The sequence below is a fragment of the Pseudonocardia endophytica genome (assembly GCF_004339565.1).
Classification (GTDB): domain Bacteria; phylum Actinomycetota; class Actinomycetes; order Mycobacteriales; family Pseudonocardiaceae; genus Pseudonocardia; species Pseudonocardia endophytica.
In genome coordinates this window covers 3,202,534-3,223,878 of the sequence record NZ_SMFZ01000002.1, presented here as the reverse complement: position 1 = coordinate 3,223,878, position 21,345 = coordinate 3,202,534, and the positions used below count along the sequence as shown (strand labels likewise).

General features: G+C 71.1%; 15 protein-coding genes. 11 read left to right on the top strand and 4 right to left on the bottom strand.

What is annotated here, in order from left to right:
* The first annotated feature begins 37 nt into the window (after positions 1-37).
* Positions 38-787 carry a DUF2786 domain-containing protein gene (locus EV378_RS33695; RefSeq protein ID WP_132431890.1) on the top strand — a complete coding sequence of 250 codons (750 nt, stop codon included), beginning with the start codon at positions 38-40 and terminating at the stop codon, positions 785-787.
* Positions 788-794: 7 nt separating this feature from the next.
* On the opposite strand, the gene EV378_RS33690 is transcribed toward EV378_RS33695, so the two are convergent.
* The 4 genes from EV378_RS33690 to EV378_RS33675 all read right to left on the bottom strand — a co-directional run bounded on the left by EV378_RS33690 (position 795) and on the right by EV378_RS33675 (position 4,338).
* Positions 795-1,271, bottom strand: coding sequence for a PH domain-containing protein (locus EV378_RS33690; protein ID WP_132431888.1), 477 nt, complete (start codon positions 1,269-1,271; stop codon positions 795-797).
* On the bottom strand, positions 1,268-1,774 hold the full coding sequence (gene ribH, locus EV378_RS33685) for a 6,7-dimethyl-8-ribityllumazine synthase (protein WP_132431886.1): 507 nt from the start codon (positions 1,772-1,774) through the stop codon (positions 1,268-1,270). Before ribH ends, EV378_RS33690 begins: the two co-directional genes overlap by 4 nt.
* A gap of 216 nt (positions 1,775-1,990) precedes the next feature.
* Positions 1,991-3,301: a bifunctional 3,4-dihydroxy-2-butanone-4-phosphate synthase/GTP cyclohydrolase II gene (locus EV378_RS33680; RefSeq protein WP_132433092.1), complete on the bottom strand. Its 1,311-nt coding sequence runs from the start codon at positions 3,299-3,301 to the stop codon at positions 1,991-1,993.
* 842 nt (positions 3,302-4,143) lie between these two features.
* Complete coding sequence (locus tag EV378_RS33675; protein WP_207908941.1) at positions 4,144-4,338, bottom strand: hypothetical protein; 195 nt, start codon at positions 4,336-4,338, stop codon at positions 4,144-4,146.
* Positions 4,339-4,382: 44 nt separating this feature from the next.
* On the opposite strand from EV378_RS33675, the gene EV378_RS33670 reads away from it, so the two are divergent.
* The 10 genes from EV378_RS33670 to EV378_RS33625 all read left to right on the top strand — a co-directional run bounded on the left by EV378_RS33670 (position 4,383) and on the right by EV378_RS33625 (position 21,342).
* Positions 4,383-5,900: an ABC transporter substrate-binding protein gene (locus EV378_RS33670; protein WP_243653890.1), complete on the top strand. Its 1,518-nt coding sequence runs from the start codon at positions 4,383-4,385 to the stop codon at positions 5,898-5,900.
* A 5-nt stretch (positions 5,901-5,905) separates the two neighbouring features.
* The gene (locus tag EV378_RS33665) at positions 5,906-6,844 is read left to right on the top strand and encodes an ABC transporter permease (protein ID WP_132431882.1); all 939 of its coding nucleotides are present in this window, start codon (positions 5,906-5,908) and stop codon (positions 6,842-6,844) included.
* Positions 6,841-7,611 carry an ABC transporter permease gene (locus tag EV378_RS33660; RefSeq protein ID WP_132431880.1) on the top strand — a complete coding sequence of 257 codons (771 nt, stop codon included), beginning with the start codon at positions 6,841-6,843 and terminating at the stop codon, positions 7,609-7,611. The genes EV378_RS33665 and EV378_RS33660 overlap by 4 nt, the downstream gene beginning before the upstream one ends.
* An 802-nt stretch (positions 7,612-8,413) precedes the next feature.
* Entirely contained in the window at positions 8,414-8,749 is a 336-nt protein-coding gene (locus EV378_RS33655) for a hypothetical protein (protein ID WP_132431878.1), read from the top strand.
* 92 nt (positions 8,750-8,841) lie between these two features.
* Positions 8,842-11,814, top strand: coding sequence for a PD-(D/E)XK nuclease family protein (locus EV378_RS36640; protein WP_132431876.1), 2,973 nt, complete (start codon positions 8,842-8,844; stop codon positions 11,812-11,814).
* The gene (locus EV378_RS33645; protein ID WP_243653889.1) at positions 11,811-14,984 is read left to right on the top strand and encodes a UvrD-helicase domain-containing protein; all 3,174 of its coding nucleotides are present in this window, start codon (positions 11,811-11,813) and stop codon (positions 14,982-14,984) included. The genes EV378_RS36640 and EV378_RS33645 overlap by 4 nt, the downstream gene beginning before the upstream one ends.
* Before the next feature lie 43 nt (positions 14,985-15,027).
* Positions 15,028-16,440, top strand: a complete 1,413-nt coding sequence (locus tag EV378_RS33640; protein WP_132431874.1) for an MGMT family protein — start codon at positions 15,028-15,030, stop codon at positions 16,438-16,440.
* Between the two features lie 34 nt (positions 16,441-16,474).
* Positions 16,475-16,954 (top strand): hypothetical protein, encoded by a 480-nt coding sequence (locus tag EV378_RS33635; RefSeq protein WP_132431872.1) that lies wholly within the window; start codon positions 16,475-16,477, stop codon positions 16,952-16,954.
* 528 nt (positions 16,955-17,482) lie between these two features.
* Positions 17,483-20,002, top strand: coding sequence for a TerB N-terminal domain-containing protein (locus tag EV378_RS33630; protein WP_132431870.1), 2,520 nt, complete (start codon positions 17,483-17,485; stop codon positions 20,000-20,002).
* Positions 19,999-21,342 carry an ATP-binding protein gene (locus tag EV378_RS33625; protein ID WP_132431868.1) on the top strand — a complete coding sequence of 448 codons (1,344 nt, stop codon included), beginning with the start codon at positions 19,999-20,001 and terminating at the stop codon, positions 21,340-21,342. The genes EV378_RS33630 and EV378_RS33625 overlap by 4 nt, the downstream gene beginning before the upstream one ends.
* Positions 21,343-21,345: the final 3 nt, after the last annotated feature.

Genomic DNA, 21,345 nt, shown 5'->3' with positions numbered 1-21,345 from the left:
TCCGCTCGACCGAACATGAGTTCGAAGGAGGCTCGAGATGCTCCCCACCGACGCGCGCCTGGACCGGGTCCGCAAGCTGCTCGCGAAGGCAGAGCGGGCCGGCACGCCGGACGAGGCCGAGATCTACACCGCGAAGGCCGTCGAGCTGATGGCCCGGCACGGCATCGACGACGCGGTGCTCGCCGCGGGATCCGCGGGTCCGGCACGTGCCGATCCGATCGGCGCGCTGCGGATCACGATCGAGGACCCGTACAGCGGCGGGAAGGCGCGGCTGCTGGGCTGGACGGCCGCGGCGTCCGGCTGCCGGTGGGTGATGCACGACGCCAGGGGCGGGCGGGTGGGCGCGGTGACCGTCTTCGGGCACGCGTCGGACCGGGAGCGGGTGGAGCTGCTCTACACCTCGCTGCTGCTGCAGGTGGCCCGTCCGCTCGCGGCGCTACGCCCGCCGGATCCGGGCGAGTCGGTCGCCGCGTACCGCCGGTCGTGGCTCTACGGGTTCGCCGTCCGGATCCACGACCGCCTGCGGGCGGCCGCCGAACGGGCCGCCGCGGAGCACGACGCCGCGGCCCCCGGCGGAGCGCGCACGTCGGCCGCGCTGGTGCTGGCCGACCGGGCCGACCAGGTCGACCGCGCCTACGCCGAGGAGTTCGGTTCGTTACGACGCGCGCGCCGGCCCACGGTGTCCGGCTCCGGCTACGCGCGTGGGGCGGCCGCCGCGGACCGGGCGGACATCGGCGGAACCCGGCTCGACGGCGCGGGACGGGACCGTGTGCTGCCCGGGCGCTGAGCGGCCACTACTGCTCGGGGGTGCGCACCGCGTCGCGGTGCAGCGCCCGCAACCGCCGGATCCCGTCCACGGCGAGACCCCGGTCGACGGCCTGGACCGCGAGGACCGGGTGGTACTCGTCGTCCGGCAGGTCCAGGCGGGCCCACGACGTGCCGTCCGGGAACGCGACACCCTCGACCTCGTCCCAGCCGAACCAGCGTGCGGTGACGATGTTGCGCACCTCGATGCCGCGTGCGTCGGCGCGGACCCGCGGTCGGGCCATGAGCAGCAGACCGCCCGCGATCAGCACGCCCAGCACCATCATCGAGACCTGGTCGGCCGGCCGGAAGATCACGCCCGTGTCCTCGGCGGGCATCAGGTAGGCGACCACGGCGAAGATCACCAGGACGGCGACGGCGCCGACCCACGCGCAGATCAGCAACAGCCGCGGCCGCAGCACGATCGCGTCCGGGCCGGGGCCGGCCTTGTCCTGCTGGTCGTTCATGCCCGCACCGTTCCGTTCTCCTGTTCCGCGCCGTCCCGCAGGCCGCGCAGCACCAGCGCGGACTGCAGCGCGGCCGTGCAGGCCTCGGCGCCCTTGTCCTCGGCGGAGCCGGCGCGCCCGGAGCGCTCCCAGGCCTGCTCGACCGTGTTCGTGGTGAGCACGCCGTTGCCGACCGGGATCCGCTCGTCCAGCCCGACCCGGGTCAGGCCGGCGGTGACCGAGTCGCACACGTACTCGAAGTGCGGCGTGCCCCCACGCACGACGACGCCGAGCGCGACGACGGCGTCGTGCGTGCGCGCCAGCTCCTGGGCCACCACCGGCAGTTCCAGCGTCCCGGCCACACGGACGACGGTGGGCTCGGCACCGGCCGTGCGCGCGGTCGTCAGCGCCCGGTCGAGCAGGACCTCGACGATGTCGGCGTGCCAGTCGGTGGCGACGATCCCGATCCGCAGACCGTCGGCCCGCAGCCGTGTCCCGCCGCCCGGACGGCCCTCACCGCTCATTGCCCGGCCTCGCCGGCGCTCGGCCGACTCGGCCGACCCGGCCGCTGGATCGATGACTCACTCGCCGACGCTCGCTCGCCGAGGCCGCTCGGCCGGCACGCTGTTCGGTGTCCCTGTGCGCGAGCGCTGTGCCGATGACCCGCTCGCTGACGCTCGCTCATGGGTCGATTCTCTCCGCCGGCCGCCCGTGACGCACCGGTGGGGTGGCCGCCGATCTCAGCCGGTCGGCTCGCCCGCGTGGGGACCCGCGGCCGGCGGGGACGGAGGGGTCGCGACGGCACCGCCCAACTCGGGCAGGTCGTGTCCCATCCGGTCCCGCTTGGTCTTGAGGTAGCGGAGGTTCTGCGGCGTCGCACGCACCGGCATCGGTACCCGGCCGGTGACGGTGAGCCCGTAGCCCTCCAGGCCGGCCCGCTTCTCCGGGTTGTTCGTCAGCAGGCGCATCGAGCGCACGCCGAGGTCGGACAGGATCTGCGCGCCGATGCCGTAGTCCCTGGCGTCCGCCGGCAGGCCCATCGCCAGGTTGGCGTCCACCGTGTCCGCGCCGGCCTCCTGCAGCTGGTAGGCCTGCAGCTTGTGCAGCAGGCCGATCCCCCGGCCCTCGTGCCCGCGCATGTACAGCACGACACCCCGGCCCTCCTTGGCCACCGCCTCGAGCGCGGCGTCCAGCTGCGGCCCGCAGTCGCAGCGCAGCGACCCCAGCACGTCCCCGGTGAGGCACTCCGAGTGCACCCGGACCAGGACGTCCTCGCCGTCGCCCTCCGGGGTGCCGACGTCGCCGACGACCATCGCGATGTGCTCGATGCCGTCGAGCAGGGAGTCGTAGCCGTGGGCCAGGAAGTCGCCGTGCGCCGTCGGGATCCGGGCGGACGCGACCCGCTCGACGTGCTTCTCGTAGCGCCGCCGGTAGGCGATCAGGTCGGCGATCGTGATCAGCGTGAGGTCGTGGTCGGCGGCGAACACGCCGAGCTCCTCGCCGCGGGCCATGTCGCCGTCGTTCTTCTCGGAGACGATCTCGCAGAGCGCGCCGGCCGGCGGGAGTCCGGCCATCCGGGCCAGGTCGACGGCCGCCTCGGTGTGCCCCGGCCTGCGCAGCACGCCACCCTCGCGGGCCTGCAGCGGCAGCACGTGGCCGGGGCGGACCAGGTCGTTCGCGACGGTGCCCGGGTCGGCCAGCAGCCGGATCGTGTGTGCCCGGTCGGCGGCCGAGATGCCGGTGGTGATCCCGTTCTTGGCGTCCACGGTCACCGTGAACGCGGTGCGGAACGAGTCGGCGTTCGTGTGGTGCATCGGGGGGAGGTCGAGGCGGGCACAGTCCGGCTCGGTGAGCGCCACGCAGACGTAGCCCGACGTGTAGCGCACCGTGAACGACACCAGCTCCGGGGTCGCGCGTGCGGCCGCGAAGATCAGGTCGCCCTCGTTCTCCCGGTCCTCGTCGTCCATCACGACGACGGGCTTGCCCTCCGCGATGTCCGCGATCGCTTTCTCGATCATCGCGAACCGCTCGGCCCGTTCGGCCGGGTCCATCGTGATGTGCGACGTGTTCGGCAGCTTGTTCCGTCCGTTGCTCACCGGCCGTCTCCTTCGGTCTCCGGCCGGTATCCGGCGGTCGTCCGCTCCACGTACTTCGCGACTAGGGGCCACCTGAACGGCATGCTCACCAGGCTATTCGCTGGTCGCCGCCAAGCGGCGCGACCTGCAACGTCCTTCACCTGCACCCTCCCCGTCGGAGATCTCCCGCCATCATGACTCACCCCGCGCCCACCGCGGATGTGACATGACACGCCGACCGTCCACCGTGTCCCGCCCCGGCACAACTCCGACCGTGTCGTCACAACCACCGGGTGACGCCCCGACATCCGAGCGACCAGAGCCAGGTACCACCCGGTCCGTCCTCGGGAACATGGCGCACACCGTAGCCACCACCCGATCCCCGGAGTCCATGGGAGATCCACCCCCGCCAGACGGAACCACCGCCACGCCTCCCGGTCGCCCCGGCGCGTGCACCCGAACGGGTCGCCATCCGGCAATGGTCTGTCACACAAGCCATCCACGCCACGCCGACGCCCTTCTGGCACGGCGATGCGGGGCCGTCACGGCAGCGGTGATCACCCGCGGGGCGGTATGGGGCCAGCACACCACCCGCCACTCCAGGGCTGACGTCCGGCACGGGACCGTACGGAAGCCGTCAAGATCGAACGCCTGACGGTTCATCTCGCGGAGGTTCTGCACCGCAACAAGCGGCGATGGCGAAGCGCAGACCTCGACTCGTGCGCCGGCACGTTTCCTTGTCGCAACTGCCCGACGGCGAGCGCCGGGAACGACGAGCGACGTCGGTCCCGGTGCTCGACCGGCCGGTCTCCAGCGGATCAGGCGCCGATCAGCCGGTGCGGATCGCTCACGAACTTCCTCGCCGCCCCGGAGGCGAACTGGGCGTACCCCTGCGGCGCGTCGTGGAGGGTGATCACCGTGGCGTTGACCGCCTCCGCGATCCGGACCTTGTCGCGCAGGATCGCGTCCATCAGCGGCCGGTCATTGCGCGCCCGAAACGGGGCGTACATCACGAATGTATGCATGAACAGTCGATCAGGTGATCTCATCGCTCGTCGTGAGCAAGCGTGCGGTGGTGGCGTTCGTGGCGGCGGCCCTGGTGCTGTCGGGCTGTGGGGCGGGCGGATCGGGAGGCGGCACACCCGACCCCGACGGCGAACTGGCGGTGGCGCTGCAGTTCCCACCGCGAGCGGCCTATGCATTCGACGCCGACGACGGCGCACGGCTCCAGTCGCTCGGAGTCGCCGAGACTCTGACCAGCGTGGACGACCAGGTCCGGCCGATCCCCTCGCTCGCGACGGCGTGGACGCAGCAGGGCCGTAGCTGGCGGTTCACGCTGCGCCCCGGCGTCGTGTTCCACGACGGCACCCCGCTCACTCCGTCCGCGGTCGTCGCCGCCCTGCGTTACGTCGCGTCGGTGTCCGCCCCGCCACGGTCGATCCGCGGCATCGGATTCACGATCGACGCGGACGGCCCGGACGCCGTCCGGATCACCACAGCGGCGCCGGACCCGGTGATGCCGCTGCGCCTGTCCAGCGGCAACCTCGGGATACTGTCGCCCGGCGCGTACGCCGGAGGCGGGGCACCAGAGGTACGGCGCACCGCTACCGGCCCCTATGTGCTGGACCAGGTGAACGGCACCGACTCCGCCGTCCTCGTGCGCAACGACCGCTACTGGGGCACGCGTGCCGGAGCGGCCCGGGTGACCGTGCGCTACGTCACCGACCCGCAGGCCCGCGCGCTCGCGGTACAGTCCGGCGACGTCCAGTTCGCCGAGGGACTTCCCCAGGCCCAGGTCGAGCAGGTCCGCTCCGCGGGCGCCGAGGTCGTCGAGTACCCGAACGCACGCACGGTCCCGTTGCAGCTCAACCAGTCCGCCCGCCCGTTCTCCGACCTGCGGGTACGCCAGGCCGTCACGGCGGCGATCGACCGCCCGGTCCTGGCCGGACAGGTGCTCGGCGGCGGGGCCGCACCGGCCGCCGATCTGTTCGGCGCGGCCGTACCGTGGGGCGAGCGCACCCCTCCCCCGGGTGCGGACGTCGAGCGGGCGAAGGCACTGCTGGCCGAGGCCGGCTACGGGCCGCAGAACCCGCTCACAGTGCGGCTGTGGACGTTCCCGAACCGCCCGGAGCTCCCGGCGCTGGCGAACGCGATCCAAGCGATGCTCGGCGCGGCGGGCGTCCGCGTGGAGGTCACCGTCGGCAACTACGACGCGCAGGAGCCGCAGGTGCTCGCCGGCGAGTACGACATGTTCCTCAACTCGCGCAGCTACCTGTCCGACTTCCCGGACGCGGCCAGCACCCTGACCTCCGACTACACCTGCGGTGGCAGCTACGCGATCGACCAGTACTGCAGCCCGGCCTACGACGCGCTGATCGCCCGGCTGAACGGGACCGCCGACACGGCGGCGCGCCAGACATTGTTCGCCGAGGCGGCCCGGATGCTCACCGCCGACGCCGTCGGGGTGATGGTGGTACACCCGCTGAACACGGCCGTGCTGCGCGGAGCGACCGGGTTCGTGCCCGACCCGCTGCAGATCCGCCCGGTGCTGCCGCAGCTGAGACCGACGGCCTGACCCCCGTGGGCGCACTCCTGCTGCGCCGGCTCGTACCGGTCCCGGTCATCCTGCTGCTGGCGTCCGTTCTGGTGTTCGCGCTGCCCCGGCTCGTCGGCGTCGACCCGGCGCGCGCCGTGCTGCGGGCGCGCAGCGCGGACGCGGTGCCGGACCCGGCCGCCGAGGCGCTGGTCCGGACCGAGCTGGGCCTGGACCGTTCGCCGGTCGAGCAGTACCTGCGCTGGCTCCGGTCAGTGCTGCACGGCGACCTCGGATACGGATACGTCGCCCGGACACCCGTCGCCGATCAGATCACGGACGCCGCGGCGGTCTCCGGCCTGCTCGCCGTACTCGCGGTGCTGGTAGCCGCCACGGTCGCGATCCCCGCCGGGGTGTACGCCGCCCGCCGGCCGGGAGGTCCTCTCGACCGGGTGCTCGGGGCCGCGACGATCGCCGGCGTCTCCGTGCCGGAATTCGTGCTCGCGCCCTGGCTGGTGCTGGTGTTCGCGGTCGGCGCCGGCCTGCTTCCCGCAGTCGGCTGGGGCGGGCCGCAACACGTCGTCCTGCCGGTCCTCACGCTCGCCGCCTACCCGGCCGCGCTGGCGGCCCAGCTCGTCCGGGCAGAGACCGCCGACATACTCGGGCGTCCACACGTGCTCCAGGCCCGCGCGAAGGGACTGTCCAGCCATCTCGTGCTCTGGCGCCACGGCGCACGGCTGGCGACGACGTCGGTGACCGCCCTGTCCGGCATGTTCGTCGCCGGCCTGCTCGGCGGGTCGGTCGTCGTCGAGGTCCTGTTCGGGATCCCCGGACTGGGGCGCCTGCTCCACGACGCCGTGCTGGCCCAGGACCTGCCCGTCGTCCAGGGCGGGACGATGCTGGTCCTCGCCGTCGCGGCGACAGCCGGAGTTCTGGTCGAGGTCGCGGGGATCGCGGTCGACCCGATCCTGCGGTCGCGCTCGTGAAGCACGCGCCTGCGGCTGTGCTCGGGGCGGCAACGGTCGTCCTGCTCGTCGGCCCGCTCCTGCTCCCGGATCCGGACGCCGCCGACTTCGCCGCGCTGCTGGCCGGTCCGTCGGCAGCTCATCCCCTGGGCACCGACCAGCTGGGCCGGGATCTCCTGGCCCGTGTGGTCGACGGCGGACGGCTGACCATCGGGCTGAGCCTGCTGACCGTGCTGGTCACCGGACTCACGGGAGTCGCGGTAGGCCTGCTGGCGGCGGCGACCGGGGTCGTCGGCCAGGCACTCATTCGGGTCGTCGACGTCCTCGCCGCCATACCGGTCGTGCTGTTCGGGCTCCTGGCGGCTGTCGTACTCGGCCCGGGGATCGCCTCGGTGCTGATCGCCGTGTCGCTGATCGGCTGGACCCCGTTCGCCCGCCAGACCTACCTCCTCGCGCTCGTCGAGTCGGGCCGCGACTACGTGTCCGGGGCCGTCAGTCTCGGCGCGGGTCCGGTCCGCGTTCTCGTGCGCCACGTCGGACCCAACATCGCCGCTCCGCTCGCCGCGCACGCGCGCGTCCGGTTCGCGGCGACGCTGCTGACGATCTCCGGGCTGTCGTTCCTCGGTCTCGGGGTGCAGCCGCCGACGGCGGAGTGGGGCGCGATGGTCGCCGAGGGGCGCGAGTACCTCTTCACCGCGCCACAAGTGGTCCTGGTGCCCTCGATCGCCGTCGTACTCACCGCCGGAGCGGTCGCGTGGTGGGGACGCTCGAGAACCAACGAATCCTGACAGGCTCGCAACGTTCGGCGTACGAAGAGAAGAGCTTCACCGAGTTCGCCGAGTGATCGTGGTCCGACGAGCCACGGCTCATATCGTGACCCGGAGCGGCTTGCTTGTCGACCGAACTCCACCGAGACAGCATTCTCGCAGCTCAGGCTATCTATAGTCAGCGGTCATCCGCTCCACGTACTTCGCGACTAGGGGCGACCTCAACGGCATGCTCAGCAGGCTCTTCGCTGGTCGCCGCCGAGCGGCGTGACCTGCAATATCCTTCACCTGCGCACCCTCTCCTCGCCGAGATCCTTCCATCATGACGCACCCCGCTCCCACACGGGATGTGACATGACGCGTGACTCCCCGACCATCTTTCAACCGAAACGACGCCGCCGGGCCAGTCAACCACCCGACCCCCGCACCGATCGGCCACGCCTCCGGCACAACACGTTCAGGGCGCCATCCTTCCCAGCGCCGTGTTCGTCGATCCGCCCCAACAAGGCCGTGGCGCCCTTCCGCGCGCAGACGCGGACCGCAGTCCGACCGTGACGCCCGCACCGCGGCCCTCCATCGGGCGGAAGGTGGGCAGGTGTCCGGAGAACCGGGTCAGGCTCCCTGTTCGCCATCGCCGCCGAGTGGGTCGCCCGCCTGGCCCACCACGCCGGGTTGAAGGCAGACCTGGATTCGAGCTAAGGCGTCCCACGCAACCGGACCACACTGGCGCGATCGCAGATGTGAGGGTGCTCCGTTGCCGCCGAGGTTACCGCCGGGTCCGAGCAGGACTGCCACCGGGTACTCGAGCGACTTCTTCCCGTACGTGAGCCCTATCAAGATCTATAAGGTCGAACCGGAGAAATCCGGTCGGTCAACGCTCGTTCTCAGCTTCTACAACGCCGGTTACGCATCGGGCGTCAAGGACTTCCATCTGCGCATGCGTGTGGTCACCCGCAGGCCTTTTCACATTCTCGTCCAACTCCTGTACGACTCCGACGACGTCATGACGCGGGACGCAGTGATCGTCCGAATAGGCCATGAGTGGCTCGAGGCGCACGTCGGCACGGTCGACGGCGTGGTGCGGCCGGGGAGGGACGCACACCAGGCGGAGATCGACGATTACCTCGAGCGCGCCGACCGAGCACTCAACGCCTGGTGACACTGACCGTCGACGCTTCGATCGGCCCCGCCGCGGGCCGTGCTCGCAAAGTCTTCTAACCTCCGAGGTCTCCGCTCCCCACGGAGGTGCACATGGCGCGCACCCTGCGCTCCGCACCATTCGGTTCACCGGCCTACCGAGCCCTGGTACAGGTCGTCCGGCAGGTCAAGGGCGACGATCCGCTGCGGCCGGTCACGGTCGTCGTGCCGTCCGAACGCGTCGGCGTCGCGGCCCGGCGGGCCCTGGCCCGGGGCGACGGCACACCGGGCATCGCGGCGCTACGCATCACCACGCTGCGACGCCTGGCCGAGTCCCTGGCCGCCACCGAACTCGTGGCCCAAGGCCGGCGTCCACTGACCGGAACCCGGCTTGCCGCAGCCGTTCGCGATCTCCTGACCGAGGAACCCGGCGTGTTCGGGCCGGTCGCCGAGCATGTGGGAACGCTGCGGGCGATCGTCGACGCCCATCGAGACCTCAGGGAACTCCCGCCTGGAGCGACGGATCGGATCCCTGACGACGAGGCCGTCGCACGGGACACGGCACGAGTTCACCGCGCCCTCCTCGAACGGGTTCGGCTGGACGGCTACGACGAGGTCGATCTGCTCGACGCTGCGGCCGCAACGGCGCATCGGGTCGAGGACGACGTCGTCGCATTCCTCCCGCGTGACTCGACGGCGCCCGAACGGGCCCTGCTGGACGTAATTGCGGCGCACGGAGAGCTGCACGTGATCGACGGTGCCGAGGATCCGACGGTCGTCGCGGATCGCGTCGTGCACGCCTCCGATCCCGACGAAGAAGTCCGCTCGGCAGTACGCGATGTCGTCGACGTCCTGCGCGACGGGACTGCGGGCCATCGCATTGCGTTGCTGCACACCGCAGCCGATCCCTACGCCCGGCTTCTGCACGACCATCTCTCGCGGGCCGGAGTGACGTACTCCGGACGCGGCGTCCGCACGACGGTGGAGACACGGTTCGGACGCGGGTTGCTGCGAATGCTCCAGCTTCCCGAGCACGGCTACCGCCGCGACGAGGTGATCGGCTGGCTCACCGATGCTCCCGTCCGCGACCACGGCGAACGGGTGCCTGCCTCACGATGGGACCGGATCTCTCGGACCGCCGGCGTCATCCGGTGGGCCTCACCTGGCGGATGGGAACGTCTTACCGCGTTCGCGGCCGAGCGCCGCACGAGAGCGGAGACCGCCGAGCCTGCTCCGGCCGATCGGCTGCGACGAGAGGCAGACGACGCCGACGCGTTGCTGGCGTTCGTCACCGACCTGCGCGACCGGCTCGAACGCTGCGCCCACGCGACGACCTGGGCCGATCTCGGCGACGAGCTGACAGGTCTGTGGGCCTCGGCCGTGGCCGGGGAGGACTTCGATCGACTGGCCCCGGACGAGGCACGCGCCGTCGAACGCATCGGCGCCGCCGTCGAGGGGATCGGCGCACTCGGTGACGGCACGCCCGACGCGGTGATGGCACGGGAGTTGCTCGAGATGCAGCTCTCGGAGGACACCGACCGGGTAGGGACGATCGGGACCGGAGTGCACGTCGGCCCGCTGTCCGAGGGGTACGGCGAGGACGTGGACCACGTCATCGTGCTCGGCATGGCGGAGGGGCTGTTACCCGGACGGCACGTCGACGACCCACTGCTACCCGACCGGGTCCGGGAGCCGCTCGGACTGCCGACGATCGCCGAGCGCACCCGCCGCAGGCACCGGGACCTGCTCGCGGCGCTCTCCGCGGCCCCGAGAGGCGGGCGGACCCTCAGCTTCCCGCGCGGTGACCTGCGCGGCGGCGGCGTCCGGGTGCCGTCCCGCTGGTTGCTGCCGACGTTGCGGGCGCTGACGGGCGATGACTCGGTCAGCAGCACGTCCTGGGACCGGACTGCCGCCGGAGTCGAAGAACGACCGTCCTACGCCGGCTCGGTCCTCGGACGGGCTGAGCCGGCGACACCGCAGGAATGGCGGCAGAAGGCGGTCGCCGCCGGTAGCCCGCCGTCCGACGAGATCCGGGAGCGGGCGGCGCAGGTACGGGCCGAACGCAGCGTGCGGACGTTTGGGCCGTTCGACGGCGACCTGTCCGCCGAACGTCTCCCGGTGCCCGGGGAAGTCTCGTCGATCTCCGCGACCTCGCTGGAGGGGTGGGCTCGCTGCCCGTTCGCCTACTTCGTGAGCCGGATGTTGCGCGCGGCCGCCCCGGTCCAGCCGGAGGACGTGGTCACCCTGTCGCCGCTGGTCCGCGGTGACATCGTGCACCGCACACTGCACCAGCTGGTCGCGACGGCAGGGAAAGAGGGATGGCTCCCGGAACCAGGGCGGCCGTGGCCGGACGACACGAGAGAGGTGCTCGACGAGCTCGCCCGAGAGCAGTTCACCGCGGTCGAACGAGCCGGACTCACCGGCGCAGCGCTCCTCTGGCGCGACGATCAAGAGGCCATCCTGGAAGACCTGACGGCGTGGATCGGGCACGACGACGCCTTGCGCGGTGGCGGTGACCTCCGACCGGTCGTCACCGAGTGGGAGTTCGCGGGCGTCGACCTGCCGCTGCCGGACGGGCGGACGGTTCGGCTCCGCGGAGCCGTCGACCGCATCGACCGCGATCCGTCGGGACGGATCGTCGTCACCGACTACAAGACCGGCCGCCGGCCGCGTTCGGACGACACGGATCCCTGGAACGGCGGACGCCGGCTGCAGCTCCCCCTCTACGCGCTCGTCGCGGCCGAGGAGTTCGAGCACCCGGCGGGCGAGCCGGTCCGGGCCGGTTACTGGTATGTGACCGGTCGGGAGAGGTTCGAGCGGACCGACCTGGAGATCGACGACGAGCTGCGGGCCAGCGCACTGACGACCGTCGGCGCGATCGTGGACGGCATCGCAGGCGGCTTATTCCCGCCAAGACCCTCGGGTGCCCAGCACTACCTCGGGCGCGTCCGCATCGACTGCCCGGCCTGCGAGCCGGACGGTCTCGGCGAGCGTGTCGACGGCGACGACTGGATGCGCCTCGCCGACGACGACCGCCTGGCCGAGCTACCCGCCGTACGCACCCTGCTGTTCGGGGAGGAGTCGTGACCTCGAGCGCGCCCCGGACCCGGCCGGTCGACCAAACCGACCGGGACCGCATTCGCGACGATCTCGATCGCTCGCTGTTCGTCGAGGCCGGAGCGGGATCGGGGAAGACGCGGAGTTTGGTCGAGCGGATCGCCGCGCTCGTCACCTCGGGCGTGCCGATGCGGAAGATCGCCGCGATCACGTTCACCGAGAAGGCCGCCGCCGAGCTGCGCGACCGTCTGCGCGACGAACTCGACGGCCGTGGTGCGGTCGTGGCCCTCGACGAGCTCGACGGCGCCGCGATCGGCACGCTGCACGCCTTCGCCCGGCGGATCCTCTCCGAGCACGCGATCGAAGCCGGGTTACCGCCGCTGCTCGAGGTCCTCGATCATGTGGCGTCCCAGGTCGCCGTGGATCGACGATTCGACGAGCTACAGACCGAATTGCTCGACGACCCGGAGATGTCCTCCACGCTGCGTCTGGCTTTCGCCGCCGGGCTGAAGCTCCCCCACGTGCGGGAGCTCTACCGGGCGTTCGACAGCGAGTGGGATCTCGTCTCGGAGCGGGTCGACCCGACCCCGCCGCCGACGCTCCCTCCTCGGATCGACGATCTGCGGCTGCGCGCCCGGGAGCTGGCCGCACAACGCGACCGCTGCGACAACCATGCGGACAAGCTTGCCGTCCGTCTGGCCGAGCTGGAGGACTGGGCGGACCGAGCGGACGTCGTCGACGAGGCACGGATCCTCACCTCACTGGGTTCCGCGCCGAGAGCGGGTCGGATCGGTCAGGCCGGCAACTGGGGCGGTGCGGCTGGGATCGCCGCGGTCAGGGACGAGCTCGTGGCCTGGCGCGACGACGTCGAGACACGCCACGGCGAGGTCGTGGATCGGGTGCTTCGTCGGCTGGCGGCCTGGGTCGGCTCCCGGGTACTCGCGGCCGCCGACGAGCGCCGCGCGCAGGGACGCTTGCAGTTCCACGATCTGCTCGTGCTTGCTCGGCGGTTGGTCCGGGACAGTGCCGACGCCCGTGCCGCGTTGCAGCGGCGCTTCCCGCGGCTGTTGCTCGACGAGTTCCAGGACACCGACCGCATCCAGATCGAGGTCGCGCTGCGCATCGCCTGCGGCGCGGAGGCGGACGCGTCCGACTGGCGTGACCTCACTCCCCCGCCCGGGTCGGTGTTCGTAGTCGGCGACCCGAAGCAGTCGATCTACCGCTTCCGCCGCGCCGACATCGCGACCTATCTCGACGCTCGCGACGTCCTGGACGACCGCGTCGACCTCACCACGAACTTCCGGTCGACGCACGCGATCATCGACTGGGTCGACACCACGTTCGCTGCGTTGATCAGCGAGCGGGCCGGCGCCCAGCCGGCGTTCGTCCCGCTCGAGCCGCGACCGGACGCCGAGGGCGGGGATCCGGTCGTCGTACTCGGCGCTGCTGCGCACGCCGAGCTCCGGGCCGACGCTGTCCGAGCCGAAGAAGCCCGAGATATCGCCTCGCTGATCACGACGGCACTGTGCGACGGCGATGTCGTGCGGGATGGCGACGGGACCCGGCCCGTGCGCGCTCACGACATCGCGATCCTGGTGCCGACCCGCGCCTCGATCCTCGGGCTGGAGGAGGAGCTGGACCGGGCCGGGATCGCCTACCGCACCGAGGCGGCGACGTTCGTGTACTCGGCGCCGGAGATCCGCGAGGTCATGCTCTGTCTGCGCGCAGTGGACGACCCGTCGGACGAGCTCGCGGTGGTCTCCACGCTGCGCAGCTCTCTGTTCGGGTGTGCCGACGCCGAGCTCTGGCGATGGCGCGACGCAGGCGGGTCGTGGAACCCGTTCGCACCGACGCCCGACGGGCAGGGTGACTGCAGGGTCGCCGATGCGATGAACGTCCTCTCCCGGTGGTCCCGAGGACGTTCCCGCCGCACCCCCGCGGAGCTGCTCGACGACGTCCTGGACGCCCGTCGGGTGCTCGAAGCCGCCGTCGATGGCCCCCGCTACCGCGAGACGTGGCGGCGGCTGCGATTCGTGGTCGACCAGGCACGGGCGTGGTCCGAGGCCGAGCGGGGCTCGCTACGTGAGTACCTGCGCTGGGCCTCACAGCAGGCCGAGGACCGGGCCCGGGTCACCGAGACCGTGCTGCCCGAGCGGGACACCTCCGCCGTGCGGATCACGACCGTGCACGCGTCGAAGGGGCTGGAGTTCCCTTTCGTAGTGCTCGCCGGGCTGGGGTCCGGGCCGGCCACAGTGCGTCCGACAGTGCTGTGGCCGGCCAGCGGCAACTACGAGCTCCGACTCGGCAAGGACCGACCCACCGCCGGCTACGAGGCCGCGGACGCCGAGGAACTGGACCTCGAGGCGTGCGAACGGATCCGGCTGCTCTACGTCGCCGCGACGCGCGCGACGAGCCGGCTCGTCGTATCGCTGCACCGGCGAAGCGGCAGGCAGTGCGCGGCCGCGACCCTCGCGGCCGCCTGCCCGATCGTGCCCTGGACCAGGCCCGACGACATCGCGCCGCTGCCGGGTAGACGACCACATGTCGAGCCGCTCACACGGTGGGAGGTGTGGGACGAGGCGCGACATCGTGCGCTGGCCGCTGGGAAGCGGCCGGAGGCCGAGTCCGCGACCGACATCGCGCACGAGAGGGCTTCGGCCGAGCTGCCCTCGCTGGTCCGCCATGGCCTGGCCAAACAGCCGCGCGACCTGGAGCTATCCGCCTGGCGGAAGGGCCGGTACGGAACGGCGATCGGACGGGCCGTACATGGTGTCCTGCAGACAATCCCGCTGGACACCGGAGAGGGGCTGAACGAGCTGGCCGAGGCCCAGGCCATCGCAGAGGACGTTCCCGGTTACATCGACGAGATCGCCGCCGCGGTCCGTTCCGCGCTGGCAGCACCGACGGTGCAGCGGGCGGCCGGACGGTCTCCGCTGCGGGAGATCTACGTCGGCACGGAAATCGACGGGACACTCGTCGAGGGGTACGTCGACCTGCTGTTCCGCGACGACGACGGGCTCGTACTGGTGGATTACAAGACCGACCAGGCGACCGGCGCCGAATCGATCGCGGCCTACGTGACCCAGCTCGAGGTCTACGCCCGGGCGATCGCCGATGCGGTATGCGAGCAGATCGTGCGACGAGTTCTGGTGTTCCTGCGTCCACGAGGCGCCATCGAGTACGAAGTGGAGGAATCGTGATCGACACGAGCGGCCGCCACGGCGAGAGACGACGGAGGCCATCATGGACAATCTGCTGGTCGTGAACGGCACGTCCGCGACAGCCGCCGGCGAGACGAGCCTGCACGAGCACAACCTGATGGAGCGTCAGCACCTGCAGGAATGGGTGATCGAGAACCCGCAGGTCCTCGGCGACGACGTCCTGATCATCACCTCCGAGTTCGGCAGTTGGGCCGCCGACGCGGACGGGACCCCCGCACACGACCGGCTCGATATCCTGGCCATCGACGGCAGCGGGCGACTCGTCGTCGTCGAACTGAAGCGCGGGACGGCGACCCGCGACGTCCACCTTCAGGCCATCACCTATGCGGCATTGGTCTCCCGATTCACACTCGACACCCTCGCTGAAGCTCATCGCGACTTCCTTCGGCGCCGCGGCAACGAGTCCGACGTGGACGCCGCCCGATCGAGACTGCTCGACCACGTCGGCGACGATCTGGACCCCGAGCTGCTGAGACGCCCCCGGTTGGTTCTGATCGCCACCGGGTTCCCGAAGCAGGTGACCCACACGGTCGTGTGGCTGTCGGAGATGAACCTCGACATTGACCTCGTTCAGGTCTCCGTCTGGCACGTCGGCGGCCAAATCCTGGCCGGTTTCAGCCGCATCTACCCGATCCCCGAGGTGGACACGTTCACGTTGGCTCCTGCCCGGGAGGAGACCAGCACCGTCACGGCGCGGGTCCAACAGCGCACGCGGAGCCGTAACGCGGTTCACCTGATCGTCGAAGCTGGGCTGCTCCCGGACGGAACGCGGATGCGGATGGTGCCGGGCCATGGCACCACTCCGCGAATCCGCGACGACATCGCCGCGTGGGTGGCGGCCGATGACCGGCGTCGATGGGCACGCTGGCACAACAACAGGTCCAAGCCGCTGAGGTGGGAGGCGGACGGCGAGCTCGACAGCGCGACTGGACTGGCCGAGCGTGTTTTCACTGAGGTGACCGGCCAGAAGGCGACCGGCATCCAGGGCACTGCCTGGTGGGTCCTGGATGACGGCAACGCCCCGGATGGTGTTGACCCCGAGGACTGGGCGGCATTGCAGAGCCGCACGCTGGTCGGTCTCGTCGAGGAGGTCAGACCGTCATCGCGCGACTGGAGCGACCTCCACGAGATCCTCACCGCGCTGCCCGAGGGGCGCTGGACAAGCTACGGCGACCTCGCCGAAGCGATCGATAGCCACCCCGTGCCGGTGGGATCGCACATCGCGCGCTGCAACCTCTGTCCGAACGCGTGGCGGGTTCTGAACGCGTCCGGCCGGGTGAGCGCCGGGTTCCGGTGGACCGATCCCGATTGCCTTGACAGACCAGCTGACCTGCTGGTCGCCGAAGGTCTCTCCATGCCTGGAGAGACCGCCGCCCAGACCGATCGTCTGCGCCCTGACCACCTGCGCGCGCTGCTCGACGATGCCGGGCCGTGACGATCAGCGACGAACGAACCGGAGGACACCCCTGATGTGGCGAAGTGGTTGGCTCGGCATCGACGCCTATGGCCAGGACACCCATGGTTTCGCGAACCTCGACACCGACCGGGACGGTGCCGTCGAAGCCGAGATCCACTGGCTCGCCGAGACCGGCGACGTCCATACCTCGTTCCGCCTGCGTTACGCCCCGGACGTCGGCGTAGTCGAACTGCTCGCGAACTTCGCCGCTGAGCATGAGCCTGGCGAGGATGACGACGCGGACGCGTCCGGATGGTCGATCGAGGACACCACAGCGGTCCCGGCCACTCTCATGCCGTACCTTTCGGCCGGCGTGTCGCCTGAACACATGTTCACCGCGCTGGCGTCGCTGCATTCCGAGATGTTTTCGGTGCTCGAGGACGCCCACGGCCTGGGCTGGGATCACCACTGGCTCCCCGGGCCTGGCCCCGACGAGCTCTGGCAGCCCGCCGATCTGGGCACCGGTGCCGGCCCTTTCGCGGTTCGTTCCTGATCGGCCCGCGACCATCAATGCGATGGTGGTCCTCAAGCGTTCCCCAGCAAGCCTATTCTCCCGTCCCGGGTCTGATGGAGACCATCAGACGTGAAGAATGAGCTGCGGGAGCGAGCGATTCGGCTCGTGCTCGACGCGAAGGGCGACCCGCCAGCGCGGGCACAAATGTGTTTAGCCGGATCGGGGGAGCAATTGGGGATCAACCCGGAGATGCTGCGCGGTTGGGTCAAGAAAATCGAGATTGACAACTGCACTCGCCCGGCACGACGACCGACGAGGCGGCCCGTGTCGCGGACCTCAACCGTGAGATCCGCGAGCTGCGGCGGGCGAACGTCATTCTCGAGTCCGTTTCAGCTTTCCTAGCGGCGGAACTCGACCGCCCCCAGCACTTGGTCCTCGACTACATCAACAGGCACAGAGCCGAGCTCGGGGTCAAGCCGATCTGTGCGGTATCGAAATACCGGTGCGAAGATCGCCCCGAGTTCCATGCGTCGAGGACGCGGCCGCCGTCGGCGCGGGCGATGATCGATGCCGAGAACCTCAAAGAGATCGAGGACCCGCAGTGCTGCGCCGGGGCAGGTGACGGATGCAGATCGCGTACGTCGACGCGGCGCGATCGTCGTGTCCATGTCCCGCACATCGCTGCTCCTTGCGGCCCTGTTGCGCTGGACCGGACAGGTCCTCACGAACGCGTACGACACCCGCCGGACGCGACACCGTAGACCCGCTGTCCTACCGACGCTGCGACAGGGGCACCCCAACCGTCTGGTCGACCGTGCTCCACAATCGTCGGGTGCCGACGGCGGTCCACGCCCGTGGGGCGTGCGGCCGGCCGGACTCGTACGGAGGTGTTCCGCCCTGGGCTTTCTCGACAGGTTCCGGCTCGACGAACCGCCGCCGCGCCCGGCCCCATCGGCTGGGCCCACACGATCGGCGGCGCCGACCTCGGTCTGGATTCCACCGGGCTCTCCGGTCGACGTACTCGACTACCGGCTCCCCGATGGAATGGTGTTCGTGGGGCAGCGGCTACGCACGCAGAGCGGCGCCACGGAGCCATCGCTGATCGACCCCGCGCTCCCGGTCGACCGTGCGCGGCCGGACTGGGAGGGCGACGACCTCTTCTACTGGCCGAGCTACGACAGCATCACGCCGGCGTCCCGCGCTGCCTACCTGACCTGGCTCGCGACCGGCCGCCGGCATCCCGGAGTGCCGCTGGGCTACGTGTTCCTGTTCTTCTACGGCCTGGAACGCCGCGTCCTGGTCGACGTGATGGGCGGGCGGCCCGACGCCCGGGCGGAGCTCGGGGCGATTGATCAGGAGGTCCGCGGTCTTCTCGACGTCTACGGCGGGGGCAATGCCCTCGACCGGTACGCGGCGGACTTCCTGGACACCGTTGCTCTGCTGCGGGATGGGCCGGACGAGACCGCGCCGGCGTACGCCGACGGCGACCCGTGGCGGGTACCGCACGCGCTGCGGCTCGGGCTCGCGCGATTCGCGGCGGAGGGCCGCCCCCTCCCGGCCGAGTGGGCGCTGTCGTGGTCGTGGTTCCACCCGGCCGTCTACGCACGCACCCCGCAGACCCGGTGCCCGGCGGAGTTCGCGGAGCTGTTCGCCGTCCGCTACCGGCAACGCCACGGAGACGGTCTCCAGCTGCCGCTCGACCGCCCAGCGCTGCGGCTGCGGTACTCCCCTGCCAGCTCCGGCCTGCTCGGCACCGACGTCGAGCTGCAGGGTGTGCCCGACCTGCTCGAGGAGCCCGGCGCCACCCGTGACCTGAAGGCGCTCGTCGACGACGTCACGACCGAGCTCGAGGCCTACAGCCGCCACCTCGGTCGCCATCCCGAGCAAGCGGGCACGCTCACGGCGGCCGCCCTGCTGCCCGTCGAGCTGGCCGGTTCGACGGGAGCGGCGGCACCGTTCCTGAGCTGGGCACGCACGGCACTGGGCACCGACGCCAGCGTCGTCGTGGACGGCGACGAGCTGATCGGGTTCTGGCCCACCACCCAGTCGTCGAGAATGACCAAGAAGGAGGTCGTCACCTGCGCCCAGCTGCTCGAACGCCACGGCATCGGGATCGAGCCGGACATCCGCCTGGGTGGCCCGGCGCTCGCCTCGGGACCTGTCGTGCTGTTCGACGCGGGCGACGATCCGCCACGCAGCGCGGGTCCTGAGTACCTCGCCGCGACCACGCTGCTACAGCTGGCGGTGGCCGTCAGCGGCGCCGACGGCACCGTGGACTCGTCCGAGCAGGTCGTGCTGCTCGACCACCTCGGCACAGCCCTGTCCCTGACCCCCGGCGAGGTGGAGCGCCTGATCGCCCACCTGCACTGGCTCACGGCCACCGGCAGCAAGCTCACCGGGCTCACCAAGCGGTTGCGCGGGCTGCCCGACGACCGGCGACGCTCCATGGCCGACGTGCTGGTCGCCGTCGCCGCCGCGGACGGTGTCATCTCACCCGAGGAGGTGGCGACGCTCACGAGGATCTACAAGCTGCTCGGCCTGGACCCGGACGCGGTCTACTCCCGGTTGCACAGCCAGGCCGCGGCCGTGACCGGCGCCGCGACGTCCACCGAGCGCCACGGGCGTCGGCGCCACTCCCGGCCCGGCACCACGGTGACCACGGAGCGGCCCGACCCGGCGCCGGCCGGGGTGGTCGAGCTGGATCCGGCGGTGCTCGCCGCGTCCGCCGCGGGCACCGCTGCGGTCTCGACGCTGCTTTCCGAGGTCTTCGCCGACGACTCCGGGCAGGAGGACCCCGAACGGGACGGCGAGACCACCGATCCCGATCAGCCCACTGATCCCGCGGACGGCGCGGCCGTGGTTCCTGGCCTCGATCACGACCACGGACGGCTCCACCTCGCGGTCGTCGCCCGGCCGTCCTGGAGCCGCGCCGAGTTCACCGAGCTCGCCGAGCGGCACGGTCTGCTGCCCGATGGCGCGCTCGGTGTCCTCAACGACCACGCCGTCGAGATCTGCGGCGAACCGCTCCTCGAGGACGAGGGCGACCTCGTGCTCAACGACTACGCAGTGCAGGAGATCCCCCGATGACCGACGCACCCGCGGCGACCCGTATCCGCCCGAAGGACCGGGATGCGGTCCTGCAGTCGCTGCGCGCCGGCGTCGTGCCGCGAGCCGGGCTGCAGCACGTCGCGGTCGGCAGACCGGACGAGATCACCGCCCTGATCACGGACATCGGGCGGGTCGCGGACGGTGGCTCCGCCTGCCGGTTCGTGATCGGCGACTACGGGTCCGGGAAGACGTTCTTCCTGCAGCTCGTCCGGTCGATCGCGCTGCAGCGCAACCTCCTCACCGTGCACGCGGACCTCGCACCCGACCGCCGCCTGCAGGCGACCGGCGGGCAGGCCCGCGGCCTGTTCGCCGAGCTCATGCGCAACATCGCCACCCGCGGTCAGCAGGACGGCGGCGCGATGACCAACGTCGTCGAGAAGTTCGTCGGGACGGCGATGGCCGAGGCCCGCCGGGACGGATCCGATCCCGAGGCCGTCATCCGCGGCAGGCTCTCCCGGCTGAGCGAGCTCGTCGGGGGCTACGACTTCGCGGACGTGATCGCATCGTACTGGCGGGGGCACGAGTCGGGGAACGAGCAACTCCGCGCGGACGCCGTGCGGTGGCTGCGTGGCGAGTTCTCCACCCGCACCGACGCCCGGTCGGCGCTCGGGGTGCGCTCGATCGTCGACGACTCGCAGTTCTACGACCAGCTCAAGCTGATGGCGCGCTTCGCGAAGCTGGCCGGTTTCGACGGGTTGCTGGTGTGCCTGGACGAGATGGTCAACCTGTACAAGCTGGCGAACTCGCAGGCCCGCAGCTCCAACTACGAGCAGATCCTGCGCATCCTCAACGACTGCATGCAGGGCAGCGCCGAGCACCTCGGCTTCCTCTTCGGGGGCACGCCGGACTTCCTCCTCGACCCCCGTCGCGGCCTGTACTCGTACCAGGCCCTGCAGAGCCGCCTGGCCGAGAACACGTTCGCGGTCGACGGGCTGAAGGACTTCTCCGGCCCTGTGCTGCGGCTGGCGAACCTCACCCAGGAGGACTTCTTCCAGCTGCTGCGCAACCTGCGCCACGTCCAGGCGGGCGGGCAGCCGGACGCCTACCTGCTCCCCGACGACGCACTGGTCGCTTTCATGCGGCACTGCTCGGAGCGCATCGGCGACACCTATTTCCGCACCCCGCGCACCACGATCCGGTCCTTCCTGGACCTGCTCGCGGTCCTGGAGCAGAACCCGGGCACGGACTGGACGCACCTGATCGGCGCCGTCGTCGTCGAACGCGACAGCGACCCGGCACTGACGGACCCGGCCCTCGCCGATCCGGACCCCCAGACGACGACGGCGGACGACGATGAGCTCAGCGACTTCAGCCTCTGAGCA